Raw genomic sequence first — 2,719 nt, 5'->3', positions numbered from 1 at the left:
TGCCGCCGGGCCGCACGCCCATCGTCACCCGGCGCGTCTCCGACGAGCGCTCCGCCGAGGTCTTCGACTTCGCCCGCAAGCAGGTGAAGGCCGGGCACCAGGTGTACGTCGTCTATCCCGTGATCGAGGAGAAGGAAGAGGATGCCGAACCCGCCGCGGCGGGCTCGGCCGCACGCGCAGGCAAGGACCGTGTGGCACAGAAGCCTGCCCTGAGCGCAGTCGAAGGGTCCTCGGCTGTGCGAGAAGCGACACTCTTCCCTGAGCCTCCGCCCCGCACCACGCTCAAGGCCGCCATCCAGATGTACGACCATCTGCGCAAGAAGGTATTGCCGGACCTGCGCATCGGGCTGCTGCACGGGCGGCTGGACGCCGAAGAAAAAGACCGGGTGATGCGCAACTTCCAGCGCGGCGAACTGGACGTGCTGGTCTCGACCACCGTCATCGAAGTCGGCGTGGACGTCCCCAATGCCACCCTGATGATCGTCGAGCACGCCGAGCGCTTCGGGCTCTCGCAGTTGCACCAGCTGCGCGGGCGCATCGGCCGCAGCGCGGCCAAGTCTTACTGCGTGCTGATGACCGGCGGCAAGACCACGCCCGAAGCCGAGCAGCGCCTGGACGCGCTGGTGCGCACCACGGACGGCTTCGAGATCGCCGAGCTCGACCTGGAACTGCGCGGCCCCGGCGAATTCTTCGGCACCCGGCAGGCGGGCATGCCCAGCTTCCGCGTCGCCAACCTGCTGCGCGACCGCGACCTGCTGGAAGTGGCCAAGCGCGAGGCCGAGGCCCTGGTCGCGGGCGCAAGCCCCGGCGTCTCCCAGGAAGACGTCCGCCGCGTGATGGAGCACCTGAAAGCCCACTGGCAGCGGCGCTACGGGCTGGTGGAAGTGGGCTAGCACCGCGCCCGCGTTGCGCTTGCGGGAAACAAACAATTAGGATGGCGGCCTACGCGGGTGTGGGAATCACAGAACCTCCTGCGCAAGGAGGAACCATGAACTTCCGTCAAAGCGCACGCCAAGCCTGGGCCGTATTGCTGAGCCTGGCCATAATCGCGCCAGGATTCGCCGCGGCGCAGGAAAAGCCCGCGAGCGACGTTCCCGCCGCCGCGCTGCGCGTGACCACCCGCCTGGTGCTGGTGGACGTGGTGGTGCGCGACAAGGCGGGCCAGCCGGTCACCGACCTCCAGGCCTCCGACTTCACGGTGAGCGAGAAGGGCAAGGCGCAGAAGATCTCCATCTTCGCGCTGGAGCGGCCCGCGCCCGCCGCCACCCCGCCGCCGATGCCGCCCAACGTCTTCACCAACCGCCCCGGCTACCGCATGCCCGAGGGCCCGCTCACCATCCTGCTGTTGGACGGGATGAACACGCAGATCGCCAACCAGAACTACGCCCGCCAGCAGTTGCTCAAATATCTGAAGACGCAGCACCAGGCCAACCAGCGCATGGCGGTCTTTGCCCTGGGCAACACCCTGCGCGTGTTGCAGGACTTCACCAGCGACCCGCGGCTGCTGCGGGCGGCGCTGGAGAGCTACGCGGCCGCCGAGTCGCCGGCCCTGGCCGAGGGCGCGCCGCGTCCTCCCTCGAAGCTGGCGAGCGGGGACGCACGCCTGGGCGGCGCCGCAGCGGACCGCATGCGGACCCTGCTGGGTCAGTTCGAGACCGAGCAGAGCGCCACCAACCTGGAACGGCGCATCTCCGGGACGCTGGCGGCGTTGCGGCTCATCGCCCGGGCCATGGCCGGCTATCCCGGGCGCAAGAACCTCATCTGGGTGTCGGCGTCGTTCCCGGTTGTCCTCTTCCCGGATGCCGCCTTGCCCAGCTTGCACGTCACCATGCTGGGATCGCAGAACGCCACCACCAACGTGATGCGCTCCTACGAGCCCGAGCTGAAAGCCACGGAGAGCCTGCTGAGCGAGGCCCAGGTGGCGGTGTATCCGGTGGACGCGCGCGGCCTGGTGGGCGCGGGCAGCGTGGCCGACGCCAGCAACAGCGGCCTGAACTCGGCCGGGCTGCTGCGCCTGGGCGCCGACTACGGCAATACCGTCACCAGCCAGAGCGCGCAACTGGTGGATTCCACCGCCGCCATGAAGGACCTGGCGGACGAGACCGGGGGTCGCGCCTACTACAGCCGCAATGACATCGACAACGCCGTCGCCCTGGGCATCGCCGACGGCTCCATCTACTATCTGATCGGCTACTACCCCGAGGACAAGAGCGCCGACGGCAGCTTCCGCAAAATCTCGGTGAACGTGGACCGGCTCGAAATGCAGGTGCGCCACCGCCCCGGCTACTACGCCATCGACGACGTCAAAGTGGCGAGGGAAAAGAAGGACAAGGAGAAAGACTCCGAGCTGATGATGGCGATGGGCACCGAAGCCCTCACCACCAACATGGTGGTCTTCGATGCCCGGGTCACGCCGCCGGCAGCGGGCGGCGGCCCGGTCACGGTCGAGGTCCTGGTGAACCCGCGCACGCTCTCCACCGAACCCCTGGGCGGCGGCCAGCAGCAGGTGAGCGTGGACTTTTATGCCGCCGCCTTCGCGCCCGACGGCAAGGTCGTCGCCCACAAGGAATCCAAGATCGAGGCTCCGCTCTCGCCCGACCAGTACGCCAAGATGCAGCAGGGTGGCCTTCCCTTCCAGGCGCAACTGGAGCTGAAGCCCGGGAACTATTCGGTGCGCATCGCCATCCGCGACAATCGCACCGGATACTTCGGGACGCTC

2 protein-coding genes are annotated in these 2,719 nt (G+C 68.2%); both read left to right on the top strand.

Annotation, left to right across the window (positions count from 1 at the left end):
- Positions 1-893: helicase-related protein (locus VGQ94_06535; GenBank protein ID HEV2022169.1), on the top strand; the 893-nt coding region annotated here is incomplete at its 5' end.
- Positions 894-988: 95 nt separating this feature from the next.
- On the top strand, positions 989-2,719 hold a 1,731-nt coding region (locus VGQ94_06530; protein ID HEV2022168.1), incomplete at its 3' end, for a VWA domain-containing protein.

It is taken from the genome of Terriglobales bacterium (genome assembly GCA_035937135.1).
Taxonomy (GTDB): domain Bacteria; phylum Acidobacteriota; class Terriglobia; order Terriglobales; family Acidobacteriaceae; genus DASYVL01.
The sequence above is the reverse complement of the archived record's forward strand: the minus strand, read 5'-3'. Positions and strand labels throughout refer to the sequence as shown.